This window comes from Curtobacterium sp. MCLR17_031, assembly GCF_003234775.2.
Taxonomy (GTDB): Bacteria; Actinomycetota; Actinomycetes; order Actinomycetales; family Microbacteriaceae; genus Curtobacterium; species Curtobacterium flaccumfaciens.
Map to the genome: position 1 here is coordinate 769,718 of NZ_CP126270.1, position 21,682 is coordinate 791,399.

16 protein-coding genes are annotated in these 21,682 nt (G+C 70.6%); 9 read left to right on the plus strand and 7 right to left on the minus strand.

Annotation, left to right across the window (positions count from 1 at the left end; translation table 11 throughout):
• Positions 1 to 49: 49 nt before the first annotated feature.
• The gene (locus DEI96_RS03835; protein ID WP_111024630.1) at positions 50 to 2,224 is read right to left on the minus strand and encodes an MDR family MFS transporter; all 2,175 of its coding nucleotides are present in this window, start codon (positions 2,222 to 2,224) and stop codon (positions 50 to 52) included.
• A gap of 96 nt (positions 2,225 to 2,320) precedes the next feature.
• Between DEI96_RS03835 and DEI96_RS03840 the strand changes: the two genes are divergently transcribed.
• The 3 genes from DEI96_RS03840 to DEI96_RS03850 all read left to right on the plus strand — a co-directional run bounded on the left by DEI96_RS03840 (position 2,321) and on the right by DEI96_RS03850 (position 6,345).
• The gene (locus DEI96_RS03840; RefSeq protein ID WP_163343313.1) at positions 2,321 to 2,785 is read left to right on the plus strand and encodes a MarR family winged helix-turn-helix transcriptional regulator; all 465 of its coding nucleotides are present in this window, start codon (positions 2,321 to 2,323) and stop codon (positions 2,783 to 2,785) included.
• 91 nt (positions 2,786 to 2,876) lie between these two features.
• Positions 2,877 to 4,685, plus strand: a complete 1,809-nt coding sequence (locus DEI96_RS03845; protein ID WP_111024629.1) for a DEAD/DEAH box helicase — start codon at positions 2,877 to 2,879, stop codon at positions 4,683 to 4,685.
• A 319-nt stretch (positions 4,686 to 5,004) separates the two neighbouring features.
• On the plus strand, positions 5,005 to 6,345 hold the full coding sequence (locus tag DEI96_RS03850; RefSeq protein WP_181440585.1) for a fibronectin type III domain-containing protein: 1,341 nt from the start codon (positions 5,005 to 5,007) through the stop codon (positions 6,343 to 6,345).
• Between the two features lie 126 nt (positions 6,346 to 6,471).
• On the opposite strand, the gene DEI96_RS03855 is transcribed toward DEI96_RS03850, so the two are convergent.
• Entirely contained in the window at positions 6,472 to 7,395 is a 924-nt protein-coding gene (locus DEI96_RS03855; protein WP_258372968.1) for an NAD-dependent epimerase/dehydratase family protein, read from the minus strand.
• Positions 7,396 to 7,517: 122 nt separating this feature from the next.
• On the opposite strand from DEI96_RS03855, the gene DEI96_RS03860 reads away from it, so the two are divergent.
• From DEI96_RS03860 to opgC, 4 genes are all read left to right on the plus strand, one after another.
• Positions 7,518 to 8,285 (plus strand): TetR/AcrR family transcriptional regulator, encoded by a 768-nt coding sequence (locus tag DEI96_RS03860; protein WP_111024626.1) that lies wholly within the window; start codon positions 7,518 to 7,520, stop codon positions 8,283 to 8,285.
• A gap of 190 nt (positions 8,286 to 8,475) precedes the next feature.
• Positions 8,476 to 10,548 carry a glycosyltransferase gene (locus tag DEI96_RS03865; protein ID WP_258372966.1) on the plus strand — a complete coding sequence of 691 codons (2,073 nt, stop codon included), beginning with the start codon at positions 8,476 to 8,478 and terminating at the stop codon, positions 10,546 to 10,548.
• A complete protein-coding gene (locus DEI96_RS03870) occupies positions 10,545 to 10,955 on the plus strand; it encodes an ATP-binding protein (protein ID WP_111024625.1) in 411 nt (136 codons plus the stop codon). The genes DEI96_RS03865 and DEI96_RS03870 overlap by 4 nt, the downstream gene beginning before the upstream one ends.
• Positions 10,952 to 13,441 (plus strand): OpgC domain-containing protein, encoded by a 2,490-nt coding sequence (opgC, locus tag DEI96_RS03875; protein ID WP_146246953.1) that lies wholly within the window; start codon positions 10,952 to 10,954, stop codon positions 13,439 to 13,441. The genes DEI96_RS03870 and opgC overlap by 4 nt, the downstream gene beginning before the upstream one ends.
• A 139-nt stretch (positions 13,442 to 13,580) precedes the next feature.
• Here the strand turns inward: opgC and DEI96_RS03880 are convergent, their stop codons facing one another.
• From DEI96_RS03880 to DEI96_RS03900, 5 genes are all read right to left on the minus strand, one after another.
• Complete coding sequence (locus DEI96_RS03880; RefSeq protein ID WP_111024623.1) at positions 13,581 to 14,684, minus strand: Gfo/Idh/MocA family protein; 1,104 nt, start codon at positions 14,682 to 14,684, stop codon at positions 13,581 to 13,583.
• A complete protein-coding gene (locus DEI96_RS03885) occupies positions 14,681 to 15,526 on the minus strand; it encodes a ThuA domain-containing protein (RefSeq protein WP_111024622.1) in 846 nt (281 codons plus the stop codon). Before DEI96_RS03885 ends, DEI96_RS03880 begins: the two co-directional genes overlap by 4 nt.
• A gap of 46 nt (positions 15,527 to 15,572) precedes the next feature.
• Positions 15,573 to 16,460: a carbohydrate ABC transporter permease gene (locus tag DEI96_RS03890; RefSeq protein ID WP_111024621.1), complete on the minus strand. Its 888-nt coding sequence runs from the start codon at positions 16,458 to 16,460 to the stop codon at positions 15,573 to 15,575.
• Complete coding sequence (locus DEI96_RS03895; RefSeq protein WP_111024620.1) at positions 16,457 to 17,317, minus strand: carbohydrate ABC transporter permease; 861 nt, start codon at positions 17,315 to 17,317, stop codon at positions 16,457 to 16,459. Before DEI96_RS03895 ends, DEI96_RS03890 begins: the two co-directional genes overlap by 4 nt.
• Before the next feature lie 148 nt (positions 17,318 to 17,465).
• A complete protein-coding gene (locus DEI96_RS03900) occupies positions 17,466 to 18,698 on the minus strand; it encodes a sugar ABC transporter substrate-binding protein (protein WP_111024619.1) in 1,233 nt (410 codons plus the stop codon).
• A gap of 153 nt (positions 18,699 to 18,851) precedes the next feature.
• On the opposite strand from DEI96_RS03900, the gene DEI96_RS03905 reads away from it, so the two are divergent.
• Positions 18,852 to 19,868, plus strand: coding sequence for a LacI family DNA-binding transcriptional regulator (locus DEI96_RS03905; protein WP_181433146.1), 1,017 nt, complete (start codon positions 18,852 to 18,854; stop codon positions 19,866 to 19,868).
• 217 nt (positions 19,869 to 20,085) lie between these two features.
• The gene (locus DEI96_RS03910) at positions 20,086 to 21,405 is read left to right on the plus strand and encodes an ABC transporter substrate-binding protein (protein WP_181440584.1); all 1,320 of its coding nucleotides are present in this window, start codon (positions 20,086 to 20,088) and stop codon (positions 21,403 to 21,405) included.
• Positions 21,406 to 21,682 lie beyond the last annotated feature (277 nt).

Here is a 21,682-nt window from a genome sequence, read left to right on the forward strand (position 1 = left end):
GGGAGGGGCGCCCGCCCGGAAAGGGGGCACGGACGGACGCCCCGGTCGGTCACCGACGGTGCGTCGGCGTGGATCCGGTCGGTACGGACCCGGTCATGGGTCCGGTGAACGAGCCCGCCTCGGCTGCGGCGGCGCCCGCTTCGGCCTCGAGCTGCGCCTCGGCGGACATGTCGGCCTGCTCCTGCAGCGCGGAACGCTGGCGCAGCGGCGGCACCCGGAAGAACCAGGTCAGCACGAACGCGAGCAGGATGACGCCGAGACCGACCCAGTAGATCGTCACGGACGAGGCGTTGAAGCCCGCCATGAACGGCCGGGTCAGGCGGCTGTCGGCACCGGTCAGGAACGACGTGTCGTTGGTGCTGGTGACGCTGTCGCTCGTGGTGTTGCCGTCGTCGATCTTCTTCGCCAGCTCCGGGGTGAGCTCGTCGACCCAGTACGAGCGCTGCGAGGCGTTCGACCAGTCGACGGACACGGTCCCGTCCTGCACGCTGGCGTGCGCCTGGTCCGCGACCTGCTCGAGTGCGGACTGCTCGGCAGCCGGCGTCGCCGCGGCGACCTGCTGGTCGATGACGGTCTGCGCTGCCGCGGCGGGCACGGCACCGGCGGCGACCTGCTGCTGCACGGCCGCGGTGACCTGCTCGGTGACCGCGGCGTCGGCGGCCTGCTTCGCCTTGGCCGAGGCGGCGTCGAGCTGCGACTGCACGGTCTTCGTCAGCGGGGTGACGACGGGCGTCCAGATCTTGTCCATGGCGCCCTGGTTCGCCTTCGCGCTGGCGACGGTCGGGTTGAGCGCGGCGTCGAGCGCCGGACCGAGGTCCTTTTGGTTCGCGGTCGCGGTCAGGATGTTCGCCGGCATCACCGAGAACAGGATGGACAGCAGCACGGCGGTGCCGAGCGTGCCACCGATCTGGCGGAAGAACGTGGCGGACGACGTGGCGACGCCCATGTCACGAGCCTCGACGGAGCCCTGCGACGCCAGGGTCAGCGACTGCATGACCGAGCCGAGGCCGAGACCGATGAGGAACATGCCGATCATCAGGAACCAGAGCGGCTTGTCGATCGACATGAAGGTCAGGACGACGTAGCCGGCGGAGACGAGCGCGGTGCCGATGACCGGGAAGATCCGGTAGCGGCCGACGCGGGCGACGATCTGACCGCTCGTGATCGAGGCGATCATGAGACCGCCTACCAGGGGCAGCGTGGCGAAGCCGGACTCGGTCGGGGTCAGCCCGACGACGATCTGCAGGTAGAGCGGGATCGTGAGCATCGCGCCGAACATCGCGAAGCCGACCAGGAACCCGATGACGGTCGCCATCGAGAACGTGCCCGAGCGGAACAGCTTGAGCGGGATGATCGCCGCGTCGCCCATCTTCGACTCGATGAGCAGCAGCCCGATCAGGCCGACGACACCGACGACGTAGCAGGCGATGGCGGCGGGGGAGCCCCAGCCCCAGATGCGGCCCTGTTCGGCGACGAGCAGGAGCGGCACGAGGGTGACGATGACGGCGGTCGCGCCCCACCAGTCGACCTTCGGCTTCGCGTCGCCGGCGCCGTGCACCTTCGGCAGGTGCAGGAACACGATGACCATGAGGAGCGCCGCGACACCGATCGGCACGTTGATCAGGAGCACCCAGCGCCAGCCCGTGATCCACAGGATCTCGGAGGAACCGGCGAGCAGACCACCGATGAGCGGGCCGATGACGGACGAGATGCCGAACACGGCGAGGAAGTACCCCTGGTACTTGGCGCGCTCACGCGGGGCGAGGATGTCGCCCATGATCGCGAGCGGGAGCGACATCAGCGCACCGGCACCGATGCCCTGGACGGCGCGGAAGGCCGCGAGCATGAGCATCGAGGTGGACATCGACGACAGGACGGCGCCGAGGATGAAGACGACGATGCCGAAGATGTACAGCGGGCGGCGACCGAAGATGTCGGAGAGCTTGCCGTAGATCGGCGTCGCGATCGTCGAGGTGATGAGGTACGCGGTCGTCACCCAGGCCTGCTGGTCGAGCCCGTGCAGGTCGTCGCCGATCGTGCGGATCGCCGTGCCGAACACCGTCTGGCCGAGCGAGGACAGGAACATGCCCGCCATCAGGCCGTAGATCACCAGGAGGATCTGACGGTGGGTCATCAGCGGCTGCTGGCCGGCGCCCCCGGAGGCCGCGGGGGCCTCGGCGGTGTGCCGACCGTGCTGCACCGAGACGGGTGCGGTGGCGGTCATCGAACTCCTTTTTCTGGCTGTGAAACTTTGCAGACCGCGCAACGATACATCTGTTGCTTCCGGCAAGCAACTAAATGTGCCCGCTACGCTGAGCGCGTGACCGACGACCGGCGTGCCGCCGAGCGACTCCTGCGATCCCAGCTCGACCGGCTGTGGGTCCGGCAGACCCTGCGCTCCTCGCTCATCGAGTCCCGGGGCGGCCTCGACCCGACGGCCCGCGTGATCCTGCGCGCCGTCGCCGGGCACGGCCCGGTCCGGGCGACCGCGATCGCCGACGCGACGGGGCTGTCGCGCCCGGTGATCAGCCGCCGGGTCGCCTCGCTGATCGAGGCCGAGCACCTGATCGGGTCGCCCGACCCCGCGGACGGCCGCGCCACGCTCGTCACGCTCGCCCCCGCCGGCCGGCGGCTGCTCGACGAGCTGGACGCCGCCGGTGCCGAGGTGTTCGACGACCTGACGGAGGAGTTCGCCTCGGACGAGCTGCGCTCGCTCGCCGAGATGCTGACGCGACTGAACGACCGGGCGGACGCGGTCCTGGGGATCGGCACCACGCGCTCCTGACGTGACCAACGGGGCGGACGGGAGGCCCGTGGCGGCGTCGCCACGGGCCTCCCGTCCCTGCGGAGCGCGCATTCGAGATACCGTTGGTGGTATGAGCACGGACACCACCCCCACCACTGAGACCCTCGACGACGGGCCCGTGGTGACGTTCGCCGATCTCGGCCTGAGCGACGCTGTGCTCAAGGCCGTCAAGGACATCGGTTACGAGACCCCTTCCGCCATCCAGGAAGCCACCATCCCCACCCTCCTCGCCGGGCGCGACGTCGTCGGCCTGGCACAGACCGGTACCGGCAAGACCGCGGCCTTCGCGCTGCCGATCCTGTCCCGCATGGAGTCCGGCAGCAAGAAGCCCCAGGCGCTCGTGCTGTCCCCGACGCGCGAGCTCGCCCTGCAGGTGTGCGAGGCGTTCGAGCAGTTCGCGTCCCACATGAAGAACGTCCACGTCCTGCCGGTCTACGGCGGCCAGGCGTACGGCGTGCAGCTCTCCGCCCTGCGCCGCGGCGTCGACGTCATCGTCGGCACCCCCGGCCGCATCATGGACCACCTGGCGAAGGGCACGCTCGACCTGTCCGAGCTGAAGTACCTGGTCCTCGACGAGGCCGACGAGATGCTCAAGATGGGCTTCGCCGAGGACGTCGAGACGATCCTCGCCGACACCCCCGACGACAAGCAGGTCGCGCTCTTCTCGGCGACCATGCCCGCGCAGATCCGCCGCATCTCGCAGCAGTACCTGACCGACCCGGCCGAGATCACCGTCAAGACCAAGACGAAGACCGCCGCGAACATCACGCAGCGCTACCTGATGGTCTCGTACCCGCAGAAGGTCGACGCGCTCACCCGCATCCTCGAGGTCGAGGACTTCGAGGGCATGATCATCTTCGTCCGCACCAAGAGCGAGACCGAGACCCTGGCCGAGAAGCTCCGTGCCCGCGGGTACGCCGCCGCCGCGATCAGCGGTGACGTCGCCCAGGCCCAGCGTGAGCGCACGGTCAACCAGCTGAAGTCGGGCAAGCTCGACATCCTGGTCGCCACCGACGTCGCCGCCCGTGGCCTCGACGTCGACCGCATCACGCACGTCGTGAACTTCGACATCCCGGTCGACATCGAGTCCTACGTGCACCGCATCGGTCGTACCGGCCGTGCCGGCCGCTCGGGAGACTCGATCAGCTTCGTCACCCCGCGTGAGCGTCGCCTGCTGTCCGCGATCGAGCGCCACACCAAGCAGCCGCTCACGCAGATGCAGCTGCCGACCATCGACGACGTCAACGAGACGCGCCTGACCCGCTTCGACGACGCGATCACCGCGGCGCTCGAGGACCAGGGCCGGATCGCGGCCTTCCGCGACGTCATCGCGCACTACGTCGAGCACCACGACGTCCCCTCGGACGACGTCGCCGCTGCCCTGGCCGTCGTGGCGCAGGGCGACTCGCCGCTGCTCCTCACCGCAGCCGACGACGCCCTCCGGAGCCAGATGGAGCGCGACGCCCGCCGCAGCGAGCGCGACGAGCGTGGTGCCCGCGACGACCGTGGCGGCCGCAACGACCGCGGCGACCGTGGTGGCGACCGCGACCGTGGTGACCGCGGCGACCGCGGACCGCGCCGTTCGCAGCCGATGTCCCCGTACCGCATCGAGGTCGGCCGTCGTCACCGCGTCGAGCCGCGCCAGATCGTCGGTGCCCTGGCCAACGAGGGTGGCCTGCGTCGCGACGACTTCGGTGCGATCCAGATCCGTCCGGACTTCTCGATCGTCGAACTGCCGGCCGACATGGACCCCGGTGTGCTCGACCGCCTGACCGACACCCGGATCAGCGGCAAGCTCATCGAGATCCGTGCGGACCGCCGTGGTGGTGGCCGCCGCGACGACCGCGACGAGCGTCCGGAGCGCAAGCCGCGCTACTGAGACGCGCCGCGTCCGAGACGCGACCACCTTCTGACGGGAGGCCCGGTGCCAGCTGGCACCGGGCCTCCCGTCCGTCGTCGGTGCGGGTCTCGGGCCCGCGAGACGCCGTCGTGTCGGCTCCACGCCGTCGAGTCGGCGAGACGCCGTCGGATTCGGCGGCGTCTCGGGAACACGACGGCGTCTGCCGGTCCAGCCATGCGGCATCTTGCGGTGCGGGGAACCGCAGATCCGACCCGCAACCGTTCCCCTGGGGTCAGCGCGGTGCTGTGATACGTGGAGCCGTGACGCAGGGAGCCGCGGAGAAGGCAGGGGAACCATCGTGTACCGAGCACTCATCACCGCGGTCGCAGCCGCGGCGCTCGTCTTCGGAGGTGCGGTGCCGGCGACGGCGCACACCTCTCCGTCGGTGCCGGGAGCACCGACCGCCGTCCGCGTCACCGGCGACGCGGACACTGCCACGCTGACGTGGCGCGGCCCGAAGCACGGCGCGAAGGTGACGGGCTGGAAGGTCGCGGTCGCCGCCGTCGCGAACCGCCACGACCGCCAGGTCGACCGACTCCACCCGCGCGCCCGCTCCGACCGGTTCGACGAGCTCTCGCCCGCGACCACGTACCGCTTCTCGGTGCGTGCCCTCGGCCACCGGGGGACCGGCCGCACGATCACGCTGCGCTGGACGTCACCGTCGGTGCCCGAGCCGGAGACGACGCAGTCGCTGTTCGCGCTCGACGGCAACGGTGACGTCGTGCGGTTCGCGGACTCCGGCAGCGGTGCGGAGACCGTCGTCGCGACGGACGGCGAGGGCTTCACCGCGAACGCCGACGGTGACGTGTTCACCCCGTCGGCGGACGGCACCGAGATCCTGCGGGACCCGGCCGACGGCAGCGGGGTCTCGAGCATCGCGTCCGGCCTGCACCTGACCCCGGACCTGCGCTCCGACGCCGAGGGCAACCTGTACTGGGTGGACTCGGTGACCGGTGCGGTGCAGAAGCTGTCCGTCGGCACCTCGACCCCGAAGGTCGTGCTGGACCTGGGTGGCAAGGCCGTCGGGAGCGATCGGCGTTTCTGGACGGTCACCCCGGACGGCAAGGTCGTCGTGCTCGGCGGAACCGTCAGCCAGCCGTACGTCAAGGGCACCGGCATCGTGCCCCGCACGTTCACCGGGCCCGCCGGCTCGACCGTCGGCTACCCCGCCGGTGTGCTCGCGGACTCGCAGGGCAACGTCTACGTCGACATCCGCTCGCCCGGTGCCGCCGGGTCGTGGATCTGGTACCAGCTCAAGCCCGGGGCGACCGAACTGACGAAGATCGAACCGCGGTACGCGTTCGAGTACGCCGCCGCGAACGCGGACGGCTTCTCGCTCCTGCAGTCGGCGCAGTTCTGCCCCGCCCCGTCGGAGTACCCGACCAGCCCGACCGGTTGCAAGATCGACCGCGGCATCCCGGACAAGCTCGTGGTGGGCAGCGGCGGCACGTCCACCGTGCCGGTGACCGGGCTGACCGCCGGGTCGCGTGGCGAGCACCTGGGTGCCGCCTCCGCCGACGGGGACGTGTTCGTCTCCATCGACAGCGGCCCCTCGGTCGGGCTGTGGAAGGTCCCCGCCGCGGGTGGAGCTGCCCAGCAGCTCGACGCGGCGCAGTACTCGAGGCTGCTGGTGATCTGACCGGCGGTGCGAGGCGGAAGGGGGTGGGACGCAACGGCGCGTCCCACCCCCTTCCGTGTGGCGGCGGGTGGCTTTGGTGGCTGCTGTCCTGGCGGCGGCGGCGGCGGCGGTGGCGGTGGCGGTGGTTCAGGCCGCGCCGGCGGCCGTCCGGCGGCACACCTCGTCCCACGGGGTCGGTTCGATGCCGAAGTGCGCCCGGCTCTCGCGGTCGTCGACCACGTACGGCGCGGTCCACTGGTAGGTCAGGTCGGCCAGCTCGCGCATCATCGGCGACACGAGCCCGCCGACGCGGAACAGGGCCGCGGGCATCCGGCGCACCGGCACCGCGGGCTTCCCCGCCGCCGCGAGGACGTCGGTGAGCGCCTGCCGCTGCGTCCGCGGTGCGTTGCTCGGCACCATCCACGTGCGACCGTGCGCGCCCTGGTCCTCGGCAGCGGCGACGAGGGTCCGGGCGACGTCGAGCACGTCGGTGAAGGTGTGCGGCAGGTCCGTGCGACCGACCATCGACACCGCCCGTCCGCGCAGCGCCGCCGGCAGCACGCGGGTGACGTGCCCGTTCGCGCCGATCCCGGGGCCGAGGTAGTCCGAGGCGCGGACCTCGACGGCGCGGACACGGCCGGCGTCGTGCGCGGCGAGGGCATCGGCCCACAGCGTCGCCCGGAGCGCCCCCTTGTGGTCGGTGGCAGCGTCCGGCAGTCCCTCGTGCATCGGCCCGTCGACCGGGCCGTACGGGTACAGGTTCCCGGTGATGGCGTAGGTCGCCCCGGTGCGTTCGGCCGCGGTGAGCAGTGCTGCTGCGAGCGGGGGCCAGGTGCCCTCCCACTGCGTGTAGTCGCCGGGGTTCGCGCAGTTGTAGAGGACGGCTGCTCCCTCGGTGGCGCGGGAGAGGGCATCGGCATCGGAGGCGTCGAGCGCGAGGTGCTCGACACCGGCGATGCCCGTGCTGCGACCGGAGCGGGAGACGACGGTGACGCGGTCGCCCCGGACGGTCAACAGCTCCGCGACGTGCCGGCCGACGGGGCCGGCACCGACGATGAGGTGGTGGGTCATGGTCTCCTGCTTCCTGGTCGCGAGAGCACCGCTCTCGGAACCGAGCATGACGGTTCATCGACGCGAAAGCAAGAGCAGTGCTCTCCTTTGTGTGCGCTGCTCTCTCGTGCCAGGATCGTCGGATGGCACCCACCGCCCGAGCACTCGCACGGCAGACGGTCACCGCGGACATCCTGGCCGCGGCACGCACCCGCCTGACCGACGAGGGTCCGGCCGCCCTCAGCCTGCGTGCCGTCGCCCGTGACGTCGGGATGGTCTCGTCGGCCGTGTACCGGTACTTCCCGAGCCGCGATGACCTGCTGACGGCCCTGCTCATCACCGACTACGACGAACTCGGCGCCGCGGTCGAGGCCGCCGGTGCCGCGGCCGGACCGGCTCCCGGTGCACGCTGGGTGGCGATGTGCCGGGCGATCCGCGACTGGTCGATCGCGCACCCGGGGGACTTCGCGCTGCTGTTCGGCTCGCCCGTGCCGGGCTACGCGGCGCCGCGCGAGACCGTCGTGCCCGCGACGCGGACGACGCTGGCGCTGGTGCGCGTGGTCGCGGACGCCGTCGGCTCCGGTGCGTCGGGTGCGTCCGGTGCGTCGGACTCGTCCGTCACGTCGACGCCGGTGGTGGCCGGGAGGCCCGGATCACCCACCGCGCCCACGGCGGCTCCCGGGGTGGCCGGTCCCGCCGTCGCGGACGGGGTCGCCACGCTGCGCTCGTTCGGCATCACCCTGCCCGACGAGGTCCTGGTCCGCACCCTGATGGCCTGGACGACGGTGTTCGGGACGATCTCGTTCGAGCTCTTCGGGCACTTCGTCGGTTCCGTGTCCGACCCGGCCGCCTACTTCGACCAGGTCATCGTGCGCCTGGCGGATGACCTGGGGTTCACCGCCACGTTCTGACGCGCGTGCTGTCCCCAGATCGGGTGCGCAGCCTGACAGAGGCCCCGCCCGTGCGGTAGACAGGTCGTCACGCCGAGGTCGTGCCCGATGACCGGAGCGGACGACCGGCATCCGACCCCTGGGTCAGCTGCCGGCCGGAACCACACTCGGGCGTGTGCGACGCGGCCGGGGCCCGCGCTGATCAGGAGGCATGCTTGCGACGCAGCACGTGCGGCGGCACGACGGACGGGGCGACCCGGTGACCGCGCTCGACGTCAGCCGACAGGACCGCCGCCGCCTGACCACCGGCACCGCGCGACGACGCCTGGTGGCCGTGCGGACGGTGGCGCTCCTGGCGTCCCTCGCCGGGGTGAACTACATCGTGTGGCGCTGGGCGGCCTCGGTGAACTGGCACTCGTGGTGGATCGCGGTGCCGCTGATCCTCGCCGAGACGTACAGCGTCATCGACTCCCTGCTCTTCGCCCTCGGGGCCTGGCGGCTCCGGGAGCGCGGCGAACCACCGGCGAAGCCGTCGACCGACGTCACCGTCGACGTCTTCATCACGACCTACAACGAGCCGATCGACCTGGTCGAGCGCACCGCCCGGGCGGCCAAGGCGATCACGCACCCGCACACCACCTGGATCCTCGACGACGGCAACCGCCCCGAGATGCGTGCGGCGGCCGAGGCGCTCGGCATCGGCGTCATCACCCGCGGTGCCGACTGGGTGGACCGGCCCCGGCACGCCAAGGCCGGCAACCTCAACAACGCCCTGCTCGCAACCCAGGGCGAGTTCCTGCTCATCCTCGACGCCGACCAGGTGCCCGACCCGGCGATCCTCGACCGCACGCTCGGGTACTTCAAGGACCCGCGGATGGCGCTCGTGCAGACGCCGCAGTGGTTCGAGAACGTGCCGGACGACGACCCCCTCGGCAGCCAGGCGCCGCTGTTCTACGGTCCGATCCAGCAGTCGAAGGACGGCTGGAACGCCGCGTTCTTCTGCGGGTCGAACGCCATCCTGCGACGCGAAGCGCTCATGCAGCTCGGCATCTCGCGCTACGTGGCCGAGGTCGAGGCGTCCGTGCAGCGCACCCTCGCGACCTCGCGCAAGCTCCTCGCCCGCTCCCGCGAGACCGAGACCGACTTGCGCGTGCTCGCGGCCCTCGACGACGCCGAGGCCGTGGTGGACCAGGCGCGCGAACAGGTCCGCGCCGGTGAGCCCCTCGGGGATGTCACCTACGCGTTCCAGCGGGGGATCGACGCCATCGCGTTCCGGTTCGCCGCCGCCGACCTCGAGTCGGTGCGGAACGACCTGCAGGAGCTCGCGGCGATGTCCACCGACGCCAACACCTTCGCCGGTCTCGACGACGCCGCGCTCGACGTGCTCGGTCGGCGTGAGGCCTCGCCGGTCGCCGCCATCGAGTCGATCGCCGTGCTCGCCCGTGCCCTCGACGTCAACCGCGACGACGAGGCGCAGCCGATCATGCCGCTGGCGACGATCTCGGTGACCGAGGACATGGCCACCGCGATGCGCCTGCACGGCCTCGGCTGGAAGTCGGCGTACCACGACGAGATCCTGGCGAAGGGCCTGGCCCCCGAGGACCTGCCGACGATGCTCGTGCAGCGACTCCGCTGGGCGCAGGGCACCATGCAGGTGTTCTTCCGCGAGAACCCCCTGGTGCAGAAGGGGCTGTCGTGGGGGCAGCGGCTCATGTACTTCTCGACGATGTGGAGCTACCTGTCCGGGTTCGCCGCGATCGTCTACATCGCCGCCCCGGTGCTCTGCCTGTCGTTCGGGGTCATCCCGGTGCAGGCCTACAGCGTCGACTTCTTCGCCCGGCTCATCCCGTTCCTGGTGTTCAACCAGCTGCTGTTCTGGGTGGTGGCCGCCGGCAGACCGACCTGGCGCGGGCAGCAGTACTCGCTCGCCCTGTTCCCGGTCTGGATCGAGTCGGTGACCAGTGCGTTCCAGAACGTCTACCGGGGCAGGCCGCTCGGGTTCCGCGTCACCCCGAAGGTGCGCGACGAGACCGAGCAGAAGCCGCGGTGGGACCTGGTCAAGCCGCAGCTGTACGCGATGGGTGCCCTGGTCGCGGCCCTGGTCATGATCGGCATCCGCTACCTGACCGGCCAGGCCGAGGGGATCGCGCCGCTCGTGAACACCGCGTGGGTCGTCTTCGACCTGTTCATCTTCAGCATCGTGATCCGGGCCGTCCGGTACCGGGGTCCGGCCACCCCAGCCCAGTCCGAACACGAGTCGAGCACCGCCGGAGGACCCCTGTGAGCACCGAGACCACGTTCGAGGTCGCCGCGACGCCCGACTCCCTCGACGAGGTGCAGGACCGCTTCGCCACGTGGTGGGACGGCCTGGGCATCGACGACGTGCGGCTCCGGTTCGCACTCGAGACCGCGTTGGCCGAGGTCGCCGCGAACATCGTCGAGCACACCGTCCGTGCCGACCGGGGGACCGGGCGCCGGTACACGGTGCACCTCGAGGCCACCGAGCAGGCACTGACCGCGGTGCTGACCGACAACGGGATGCCCGTCGACATCGACCTGAGCGCCGTCACCATGGCCGACGTCGAGCAGGAGAGCGGGCGCGGGTTGGCGCTCGCAATCGCCGCGCTCGACCGGTTGGAGCACCGGCACGAGCCCGGCCACAACGTCTGGACGCTTGCGTGCGACCGGTGAAGCAGCCGGTGGTCCGCGCGGTCGCCCTCCTCGTCACGACCGCCACGCTCCTGCTCGGTGGTGTGCTGCCGGCGTCCGCAGCGTCCGTGCAGACAGCCGCCGCCGTGCAGCCGGCCGACGGGACGACGTGGTTCGGGCCCGACCTCGACTGGGCCAGTGACTCGCCCGAGGGGTACGAGGGGCGGCTCGGCGCGACCCCGTCGATGTACGGGGTCTCCGTCGACTACCCGCTCGACGGCACGGCGAAGCAGGAACTCCTCCGCTCGGCGCGTGCGGCCGCGACCCAGGGCGCGGTGCTCGTCGTGAGCCTCGAACCCGACCGCGAACTGCGGTCGCTCGACACCGCGGACACCCGTGCCGTCAACACCGTGTTCGAGGACCTGCACGACCAGTACGACACCCAGGTGCTCGTCCGGTTCGCACCGCAGATGAACGGCACGTGGGTCCGCTGGGGCCAGCAGCCGACGGAGTTCGTCCGGGCGTTCCGTGCGCTCAGTACGACCGTGCACGCGGGCACGTCGGACGCGCTCATGGTCTGGTCGCCGGGGTACGGCGCCGGCTACCCGTTCGGCGAGTCCGCCGGGCGGCTGCGGAACCTGTCCCCGATCGACGTCGCGAAGGCGGACACGAACGGCGACGGACAGCTCACCGGCGCCGACGACCCGTACGGGCCGTACTGGCCGGGCGCCGAGGCCGTCGACTGGGTCGGGCTCTCGATGTTCTCGTACGGCAAGGGCGACCCGACCGAAGCCGCAGGTCGCGCCGTGCCGCTCACCCGCAGCGGCGAGGTCGAGTCGCGGTTCGACGAGGACTGGGGCTACGACCAGCCGCAGTCGGGCACGTTCTACGACCGGTTCGCGGCGGCCGACGACCGTCCGATGCTGCTCGACACCGGTGCCCTGTACAACCGCGAGCTGCAGGGCGACACCGAGCTCCAGGTCAAGCGGAGCTGGTGGCGGCAGGTGCTCGCCGCCGTGCAGGACCGTCCGCTGATCCGGGGCATGACCGTGCTCGAGGCGGAGCGACGCGAGCCCGAGGCCGGCAACCGCGTGGCCGACTGGCGGCTCACCGCGGACCCGGACGTCGCAAAGGCCTTCCGCGCCGACCTCGAGCGGTCCGGCGACTTCGCCTTCGGCCCGGTCACCGACCGCGTGACCGTGCAGCAGGGCAACGCCGCGATCTCGCAGGAGTACGAGACCGGCGGCGACCAGATGGCGTGGATCGTCTGGCTGGCCGCCGGCCTGGCTATCGTGTTCCTGCTGAGCGGGGTGTTCGGACGGCTCCTGCCGAGCTGGCGCTACCCCGACGACGGCAAGCCCGGCCGTGACCTGCGCCTCGACCTGTTCCGCGGGTTCATCATCCTCGCCGTGGTGATCACCCACATCGAGATCGGCGGGCCGTACTCGTACCTCACGCTGCACGCCGTCGGGGCGATCACCGGCGCCGAGATGTTCGTGTTCCTGTCCGGCATGGTCCTCGGCATGACGTACCCGTTCGCCGTGAAGAAGTTCGGCGAGTGGGCGGCCGCGATCGGGGCGTGGAAGCGCGCCCGCAAGCAGTACGTCGTCACGCTCGTGGTGATCCTGGTGGTCTTCGCGCTGAGCTTCGTCCCGTTCCTGAACACCGACGCGATCACCACGTTCACCGACCGCGGCACGGGCACCGGCGGCGTCGAGGCCGAGGGTCGGGTCTACGACCTGTACCCGAACGCGATGCAGCTGCTCGCCTACCCGCCGCCCTGGTACGCGATCCGGCAGTTCCTGCTGCTCGAGATGGGGCCGTGGCCGTTCAACATCATGGGCCTGTTCGTGGTGCTGAGCCTGTTCATCCCGGTGTTGATCTGGGTGATCCGCCGCGGGTTCTGGTGGGTGGTCCTCGCCGCCAGCTGGGCGCTGTACGTGTTCCAGGCGCTCAACCCCGACTTCCGTCCGCTGAACTCCCAGTTCGAGGCGGTGTTCCCCCTGTTCACCTGGCAGGTGGTGTTCACCCACGGGCTCGTGCTCGGGTACTACCGGCGGCAGATCGTCGGCGCGCTCACCGGGCGTCTCGGCAAGGTCCTGGTCGGCGTCGCCGTCGGTGGGTACGCGGCGTTCCTGGTCTACGTGTGGGCCGGCGACCACTTCGGGTTCACCCCGGTGCCGTTCCCGGCGACGATGTACGAGTCCCTGTACAACACGGCGTACCAGCGGGTGGACCTGCAGTGGGGCCGCCTGGCGGACATCGCGTTCTTCGCGGTCGTGTCCTACGCGATCCTCACCGTGTTCTGGAAGCCCATCGCCGCCGCCACCGGCTGGCTCTGGATCCCGCTCGGGCAGGCGAGCCTGTACGTGTTCGTCTGGCAGGTCTTCTTCGCCCTGGCGATCGCGTCGATCCCCGGTGTGCCGTGGGGCGACTTCTGGATCGGGTTCGTGGTGCACACGGCGCTGATCCTGCTGGCCTGGTACATGGTCCGCAAGAAGTTCCTGTTCTCGGTCATCCCGCGCTGACCGCGCGCACGGATGGTGAGCAGGAACGGTCGGGTCCGACGTGCCGACCCGACCATTCCTGCTCACGAAGCGAGGGCAGACGGACGGGAGGCCCGTGGCGGCGTCGCCACGGGCCTCCCGTCCGTCCTGCGGTCGCGTCTCAGGACGCGGGCAGCCGCTCGCGCAGGGCGCCGCGGACCGACTCCCACCCGGCCAGGCGGTCGCGGACCGCGTCGTCCTGCTCGGCGGCCAGGGCGTCCCGGTGCGCCTGTTCGAGCACCTCGTCGATGACGACCCGGCGCCCGCTGCGGGCCGAGGTGATGGCCGCGTCGACCATGGTCAGGCTCATCACGTTGCCGTGCACCTCGCCGTCCGGCACCTCGCCGGAGCGGACCGCCCGGACGAAGGACGCCAGCGACCCGGCGATCTCGTGCCCGACCGACGGCGCAGCGGCAGGGGAGCCGGGGGTGCCGTCGAGGTCGCTCGACGGGTCGTGGTCGCCGTCCCAGAGTGCCGTGCCGGCCGCTCCGGAGGCACGCCAGTCGCCGTTCCACGAGGTCTCGGCACCCGGCGCGCACCACGAGCCGTCGTAGACGTAGCGGACGTCGTCCTCGAACGTGAAGACGGCTGCGGCCGCCGCGTCGCCCCGGTACCAGGACCACGACGGGTTCCACGACTCGCAGTACACCGACACCGGGTCGCGTTCGAGCACGTACCGGGCGGAGTCGAAGGCGTGGATGGCCATGTCGAGCAGCAGGACGTCGTCCATCTCCTCGCGGAACCCACCGAAGTGCGGCGCCTTCGCGAACCGGGTGCTCAGCCCGCCCACGGCACCGAGGTCGCGGACGTGCTGCCGGAACGCGACGAGCTGGTCGTTGTAGCGGCGGGACTGCGACACCATGAACAGCTTGCCGGTGGCCTCGGCGGCGGCGGCGAGCGACAGCGCTTCGGCGACGGTCTGCGCGGCGGGCTTCTCGCCGAGCACGGGGAGCCCGGCCCGGAGCGCCTGCAGCGTGACCGGGTGGTGCGCGACCGGCACGGTGATGTCGAGGACGGCCTCGGCACCGGTCTCGGCGGCCAGCACGGTCAGGTCCGTGCCGACCGGGATCGACGGGTCGCCGGCGTGCTCGGCCCCGGCACGGGCGGCGTCGAGGTCGAGGTCGACGATGCCGACCAGCTCGACGTCGGGGTCGGCGGCGACGGTGGCGAGCCAGGCCCGCCCCATCCCGCCGGCGCCGACCTGCAGGACGCGGAGGGGGCTCACGCCTGGGCCCCGTCGCGCTCGGCTTCCTGCTCGGCCGCCGGCTCGCTGGCCGCCGGCTCGGCGGTCTCGGGCTCGGCGTCGTCGAACGGGCCGCGGTAGTGCTGCCCGTCGAAGTACTCGCCCAGGTCGTATCGGCGGAGCGTCGGGATCTCCCGCTCGCGCTCGGGCCGCGCCCACTCGGCACCGTTCGCGATCACGCGGCGGACGTCCGGGTGGTGGTAGACGGGGAAGTCCTGGTCACCGGGGGAGAAGTAGAAGATCTTCCCGAGGCCGCGGCGGTACGTCATGCCGCTCCGGAACACCTCGCCGCCGGTGAAGCCCGAGATGAACACGAGCTCGTCGGGGGTCGGGACGTCGAAGTACTCGCCGTACATCTCCTGCTCGGGGATGACGATCGGGTTCGGCACACCGCGGGTGATCGGGTGCTGCGGGTTGACGGTCCAGACGAGTTCCTGATCGTGCTCGCTGCGCCAGCGGAGGGTGCAGGTGGTGCCCATCAGCTTGCCGAAGATCTTCGACCAGTGGCCGGAGTGCAGGACGAGCAGCCCCATGCCGGAGAGCACGTGCTTGTGCACCCGGTCGACCACGGCGTCGTCGACGTCCTGGTGTGCGGCGTGCCCCCACCAGGTGAGGACGTCGGTGTTCGCGAGGACCTCGTCGGTGAGGCCGTGCTCGGGCTCCTGCATGGTGGCGGTCCGGACGACGGCCTCGGGCAGGTGCTCGCGGATGCCGTCCGCGATCGCGCCGTGCATGCCGTCGGGGTACCGCTCGGCGACGTGCTGCTCGACCTGTTCATGGACGTTCTCGCCCCAGACGGTGATGCGGAGCGGGGTGGTGGTCATGGTGTGTGCCTTTCGGGGGATGCGTGGCGGCGTCGGTCCGGTGCCGTCACTTGACGGCACCGCCGAGGGCACCAGCGGAGATGTACTTCTGCGCGAAGATGAGCAGGACAGCAGCGGGCAGGGACGCCAGCACCGAGGTCGCCATGACGGGCCCCCAGTCGGTGACGTTCGACCCGATGTAGTTGTAGATGCCGAGCGTGATCGGTCGGACCGCGGTCGTCGACGTCAGGGTCAGTGCGATGAGGAAGTCGCCCCACGCGCCGAGGAAGGTGAAGAGCGCCGCGGTGACGATGGCGTTCCGGCTGATCGGCACGACGATCGACACGAACGCCCGGAAGTCGCTGGCGCCGTCGACGAGTGCCGCCTCGACCAGGCTCGGTGGGATCGACTCCATGAACGCCCGCATGAGCAGGATCGCGAAGGGCACCTGGACCGCGCTGTCGGCCAGGATCAGGCCGACGTAACTGTTGAGCAGCCCGATGTTGTTGAACAGCGTGTACAGCGCGTTCGCGATGACGATCGCCGGGATCATCTGCGTGATCAGCAGCACGAGCAGGAACACCCGGCCGCCGCGCATCCGGAACCGTGCGAGCCCGTACGCGGCGGGTGTCGCGATGGCCAGCGTCAGCAGGACGGTCCCGAGCCCGATGATCATGCTCGACACGAAGTTCTGCCCCTGCTGGGCGAACGCGGCCTGGTACCCGGCGAAGGTGGGGGAGAACGGGAACCACGTCGCCGTGGCGGCCCCGGACGTCGCCTGCAGGCTGGTGTTCACCATCCAGTAGACGGGGAACACCATGATCGCGAGGAACACGCAGCCGAGGATCGTGAACGGGATGCCCTTGGCGGAACCGCGTTGCCGGGGAGCACGGGCGCTCTTGGTCGTGATCGCGCGGGTGGCGGTGACGGTCTGGTTCGCGAGTCCGACGCTCATTCGTCGACCGCCTTCCGTGAGATCGCGATGTAGACCATCGCGAAGACGAACGAGACGACGATCAGCACGTTGCTGACCGCGGCTCCGATGCCGAACTGGAAGTTGATGAACGACTGGTGGTAGGCGTTCGTGGCCAGGGTCTGGGTCGAGTTCGCCGGGCCGCCGCCGGTCAGGCCGAGGATGATGTCCACGACCTTCAACGTGTAGACGACCCCGAGCACGATCACGACGCTGACCACCGATCGGATGCTCGGCCACGTGATGTACCAGAACGCCTTGAACCCGGTGGCGCCGTCGAGCGAGCCGGCCTCGTAGAGCTCCGGGGGCACGGACTGCAGACCGCTGTACAGGATCGTCGTGTTGAACGGGATGCCGAGCCAGACGTTGACGCCGATCACGGCGATGAGCGCCAGGCTCGGGCTGACCAGCCACGGCACGGGGGCGATGCCCACCACGCCGAGGAGCTGGTTGAGCGCGCCGCTGTCCTGGTCGAGCAGCCACTTCCACACCGCGCTGGACGCGATGAGCGGCAGCAGCCACGGCAGGAGCAGGAGCCCCCGCAGGAAGCCCGACAGCGGGAAGTGCCGGCGGAAGAACAGCGCCAGGCTCAGCCCGATGACGAACTGCAGGATGATCGAGCCCGCCGTGAACAGCGCGGTGTTCACGAGGCTCGTCGTGAAGACCGAGCTCTGGAACACCGAGACGTAGTTGGCGAGTCCCACCCAGGGGGCCTCGCCGGTGAAGAAGGTCGCCGTCGTGTAGTCCTGGAAGGACATGACGATGTTCTTCACCACCGGGTAGCCGAAGAAGACGGCCACGAAGACCGCCGCTGGCACCACGAAGAGCCATCGGGTCACGCCGGATCGGAACCGGGCTCGTCGTTGCCCGGGTCGGGGTGTCGTCACGGGCGGGATCGTCCGTGGTCGTGTCTGTGTCGAGGCGCTCACGCCGGGGTCCTTTCCTCGTCGCCGGAGGGAGCCGACCGGTCGGCCGGCTCCCCGTGGACTACTGCTCTTGGGACTGCGCCTGCTTGAGCGCTGCCTCGGGGCTGGCCTTGCCGGTGAGGGCGAGCTGGACGGCGGTGTAGATCTTCGTGGCGGCCTTGGGCCAGTCGGGCCCGAGCTCACCGGTGCGCGCGCGGGCGGTCTGGACGGTGGTGACGAAGGACGCGACCTGCGGGTGGTCCTTCGCCCACGCGGCGCCGGCCTCGAGGTTCGTCGGCACGTTGCCGCTCACCTCGGACAGGGCCTTCTGCATCTTCTGCGTGTGCAGGCAGCCGACGAACTTGCCGGCGAGCTGCATCTTGTCCTTGTCGCCGGTCTGCGGGACGGTGAAGGCCTCGCCGCCGAGCGGTGCGACCGTGGCCTCGCCGGTGCGTGTCGGGATCGGCACGCTGTCGAACTCGAGGCTCTTCTTCTCGTTGAGCGCCGGGAGCTGCCAGGGGCCGTTGATCATCATCGCGGCCTTGCCGGCCAGGAACTGGTTGTTGACGTCGGCCTGGGCCCAGTTGATCGAGCTCTTGGACATCGAGCCGTCGTCCTGCAGGTCCTCGACGAGCTGCAGGGCCTGGGTGGCGTCCGCGGTGGCGATGTTCTTCTCGTCACCACCGTTCGACCAGAAGAACGGCAGGAACTGCCAGGTGCCCTCGTACGTGTTGATGTTGCTCATCGCGAAGCCGTAGGTCGAACCCTTGGTGAGCTTCTTCGCGGCGGCCTTGAGCTCGTCCCACGTCTTGGGCGGCTGGACACCGGCGTCCGAAAGCAGCTTCTTGTTGTAGTAGAGCGCGATGGAGTTCGTGTTCGACTGCAGGCCGTAGAGCTTGCCCTTGTAGGTGCTCGCCGCCTTCACGCCGGGGACGTCGCCGTCGGCGTCGAGCCCGTAGGCCGACAGGTCGGAGAGGGCACCCGACGAGGCGATCTGCTGCACGTCGGGGTTGTCGAGCATGAGGACGTCGGGCAACGTCTTCGACGACGCCTGCTGCAGCACCTTCGAGATCAGGCCGGCGCCGGCGACGTGGTTGATCGTGACCGTCGCGCCGACCTCCTTCGCGCACTGCTTGTAGACCGGGTTGTAGTTCGCGTCGTAGTAGTCCTCGATCGTCAGGGCCTTGCTGCCGCCCGACGAGGCCGATCCGGAGCCGGAGCACCCGGACAGGACCAGGGGGACCGTGGCGAGCACGGCGACGGCGCCGACGAGGGCGCGGGTCCGGCGCGACTGGGAGGGGAATCTTTGCTTCATTGCAGAGCTCTTCTCTTGACGGATGCTGGGACAGGCACGCATCGACGAGGCCGCTGACGTCATCGTCGCTGTGCTCCTGGGGCGAGAAGCTAACAGATAAGCGCTTCACCTGTAAAGCGCTTTTCTGACTTGACGAGCGCTAGGATCAGCGGCATGGCCACGATGCAGCAGGTCGCCGATCGGGCGGGGGTCTCGATCGCCACCGTGTCCTTCGTGGTGAACGGGACGAAGTACGTGACCCCCGGAACCACGGCGCGGGTGCGGACCGCGATGCGCGAGCTGAAGTTCCGCGGCAACGTCGTCGCCCGTGCGCTCGCGAGCCGGCGGACCCGGATCATCGCACTGCTGTTCCCGACCACCGGCAACCGCTTCAGCCCGACCACCTCGCAGTTCTTCATGAGCGCGGCGGAGCGTGCGTCCGAGCGGGGGTACCACCTCGTGCTCTGGCCCGTGGACCCCGCGGGAGACGACCTCGACGACCTCGTGTCCGGCGGGCTCGTGGACGGCGTCATCCTGATGGAGGTGCGGATGGACGACCCTCGCGTCGCCGTCCTCACCGACCTCGACGTGCCGTTCACCCTGATCGGCCGGACCCGCGACAGCAGCGGGCTGCCCTTCGTCGACATCGACTTCGAGACGACGATCGAGGACAGCCTCGACCACCTCCAAACCCTCGGGCACCGGCGGTTCGGGCTCGTCCTCGAGGACCTCGAGGGCACCCCGATGGCCGGCTACGCACCGCACCTGCGCGTCGAGTCGACGTTCCGGCACGCGATGGACGAGCGCGGACTGACCGGGACGATCGTCACGGCGGGGCCCGGGAGTGACGGCGGGCGGCAGGCCACGAGCGACCTGCTCGCGGCGGACCCCGACGTCACCGCCGTGCTCGTGATGAAGGACGACTCGTCCGCCGGCGTCCTGGTCGGGCTCTACACCGCCGGGCGGCGGGTCCCCGAGGACGTCTCGGTGCTCAGTATCGCGTCGTCCGAGGCGAACGCCGACCAGCACTACCCGCGGCTGTCGACGATGGTCGCTCCCGGCCCGGAGCTCGGTGTGCGGGCGGCCGACGCCCTCATCGAGCAGCTCGATGGCACCTCCGAGGACCTGCCGCACTTCCTGCTGCCGTGCACGCTGCGGATCGCCGAGTCCACGGCCCCCGCCCCGGCCTGACCCCCTGCCGGCCTGGAGGCGCGGGTCGGCCCCGCCACGCGCCTCCAGGCCGCCGCTGGCCACGTTTCGGGCTGAGCGACAGTTCGCGGGGCCGCGAACCCGTGAACTGTCGTCCACCGCGAAAGCGCGGCACCCCTCGCCGCCCTGGCGGACAGCCCAGGCTCCGCCTGGTTGTGTGGATGCACAGGTTCGCAGCACCACACGTCGAGGAGGACGGATGGCAATCGACCGGAGGACGTTCATGCTCGGGGGAGCGGGGGTGCTGCTGCTCGCCGGCTGCTCCACCCGACCCGAGCGCACGCGGGTCGAGGACTGGCCCACCGAACCGCCCGAGGGCGAGGCGACGGTCAGCTGGTGGGCCGGCCAGGTCGCCTCGAAGGACGGCGGTGACCTGCGGCGGAGGCTCATCGCGGAGTTCCAGAAGGAGCACCCGAACATCCGCGTCCGGATCGTCAGCGCCCCGAGCGACACCGACACGAACCGCACCAGCCTGACGACCCAGATCGCGGCCGGCAGCAGCACGCCGGACGTCTACCTGGGTGACGTCGCCTGGCCCGGGCAGTTCGCGAAGAACAAGCTCGCGACCCCCGTGAACCAGCTCGTCGGCGAGGACTTCTTCGACCAGTTCCCCGAGGGGCTCCGGCTCGCGGCGAGTGTCGACGGCACGTACTACATGTTCCCGCTCTACATCGACGAGTCGTTCTTCCTGTACCGGAAGGACCTGCTCGCGAAGCACTCCCTGCAGGTGCCGGGGTCGTGGGAGGAAGTGCGCGAGACAGCCGCGAAGCTCGTCGACTCCGGCGACGTGTCGTACGGCTTCGCGTTCCAAGGTGACGTGTACGAGGGACTGACCTGCAACGTCACCGAGTTCGTCGCCGACGCGGGCGGGTCACTGCTCAACGACGACCTCACGAAGCCCGAGACGACGAGCTCCGAGACCAAGCGCGCGTTCGAGTTCATGCGGTCGCTGGTCACGTCGGGAGCGTCGCCACGGGCCACCCTGACGTACCAGGAGCAGGACACCAACGACGCCTTCTCCGGCGGCCGCGCGGCGTTCCTCCGCAACTGGTCGTACGCGTGGGGGATCGCGAACGGCCCGGACAGCAAGGTCGCCGGCAAGGTGGGGCTCGCCGCCCGGCCGACGTTCGACGGCATGGACGAGCACCACTCGACGATCGGCGGGTGGGGGAACTACATCAACCCGCACACCCAGGAACCCGCGGCGGCACTGACCTTCGCGCGCTGGATGTCGAGCGAGACCGCGCAGCAGTTCCTGACCCGCGAGGGCGGGGTCCTGCCGGCCCGAAGCGCCTCGCTCGTGAGCGAGGACGCGAAGCGGCAGGAGCGCCCGACCTACGACACGGCGGCGGGCATCACGCTCGTGCCCCGCCCGACCTCGACCGCCTACTACCCGAAGGTCTCGCAGGGCGTCTACCAGAACGGCAACAGCATCCTCGGCGGACAGGCGTCCGTCGACGGCGGCACCAGCGCGATGGCCTCCGCCATCTCGCTCGCCCTGCAGGGAGCAGCGCTGTGAGCGCCGGCACGGCGACACGACCGGCACGGCCTGGAGGCGCGGGTCGCGTCGATCCGCCGCCCCGGCCGACGGGGCGGTCGCGTCTCGACCGCATCCGCTCGCGGGGCGCGTGGGGCTTCGCGGCACCGGCGCTCCTGGTGGTCGCGGCGGTGACGATCTTCCCGGTCGTGTACTCGGTGGTCCTGAGCTTCGCGGACGTCGAGGTCGGCTACGAGGGCTTCACGATCCAGTCGTTCGGGTTCGACAACTACGCGGCCCTGCTGCAGAGCGCCGACTG

Excerpts from the sequence above, each read along its gene's own strand:
- DEI96_RS03835 (WP_111024630.1), bottom strand. The coding sequence starts at position 2,224 with ATGACCGCCACCGCACCCGTCTCGGTGCAGCACGGTCGGCACACCGCC.
- DEI96_RS03845 (WP_111024629.1), top strand. The coding sequence starts at position 2,877 with ATGAGCACGGACACCACCCCCACCACTGAGACCCTCGACGACGGGCCC.
- DEI96_RS03855 (WP_258372968.1), bottom strand. The coding sequence starts at position 7,395 with ATGACCCACCACCTCATCGTCGGTGCCGGCCCCGTCGGCCGGCACGTC.
- DEI96_RS03860 (WP_111024626.1), top strand. The coding sequence starts at position 7,518 with ATGGCACCCACCGCCCGAGCACTCGCACGGCAGACGGTCACCGCGGAC.
- DEI96_RS03865 (WP_258372966.1), top strand. The coding sequence starts at position 8,476 with ATGCTTGCGACGCAGCACGTGCGGCGGCACGACGGACGGGGCGACCCG.
- DEI96_RS03885 (WP_111024622.1), bottom strand. The coding sequence starts at position 15,526 with ATGACCACCACCCCGCTCCGCATCACCGTCTGGGGCGAGAACGTCCAT.
- DEI96_RS03890 (WP_111024621.1), bottom strand. The coding sequence starts at position 16,460 with ATGAGCGTCGGACTCGCGAACCAGACCGTCACCGCCACCCGCGCGATC.
- DEI96_RS03900 (WP_111024619.1), bottom strand. The coding sequence starts at position 18,698 with ATGAAGCAAAGATTCCCCTCCCAGTCGCGCCGGACCCGCGCCCTCGTC.
- DEI96_RS03905 (WP_181433146.1), top strand. The coding sequence starts at position 18,852 with ATGGCCACGATGCAGCAGGTCGCCGATCGGGCGGGGGTCTCGATCGCC.
- DEI96_RS03910 (WP_181440584.1), top strand. The coding sequence starts at position 20,086 with ATGGCAATCGACCGGAGGACGTTCATGCTCGGGGGAGCGGGGGTGCTG.